Source organism: Desertibacillus haloalkaliphilus, assembly GCF_019039105.1.
GTDB lineage: Bacteria > Bacillota > Bacilli > Bacillales > KJ1-10-99 > Desertibacillus > Desertibacillus haloalkaliphilus.
On record NZ_JAHPIV010000307.1, the window covers coordinates 1 to 385 of the forward strand.

Sequence of the window (385 nt, forward strand, 5' to 3'; positions counted from 1 at the left end):
TTCCCCTCCTTTTTTCCTTTCTCCTTTTTTCCTTTTCCTTTTCTTCCTCTTTCTTTCCTCCTCTTCTTCCTTTTTTCCCTCCCTCTCTTTTCTTCTTTTTTCTTTTCTCTCCTCCCTCTTCTCTTCCCCCCTTTTTCCCCCCTCCCTTTTCTTTCTTCCCCCTCCCCCTTTTCCTTCCTCCTTTCCTCTCCCTTTTTCCCTTTCTTTCCTTTTCTTTCTCTTTCCCCCCTTCTCTCTCTTTCCCTTCCCCCCCTCTTTTTTCCCTTTTTCCCCTTCCTTTCTCCCCTCCTTTCCCTTCCTTTCCTCCTCCCCCCCCCCCTCCCTTCTCCTTTCTTTTTTCCTCTTCCCCTCTTTCTCCCCTTCTTCTCTCCCCCTTCCTCCTCCC

Annotated in this window: 1 protein-coding gene; it reads right to left on the bottom strand. The window is 49.1% G+C overall.

The window, feature by feature from the left end; genetic code table 11:
• Nucleotides 1–385: hypothetical protein (locus KH400_RS30005; protein ID WP_217228294.1), on the bottom strand; the 385-nt coding region annotated here is incomplete at both ends.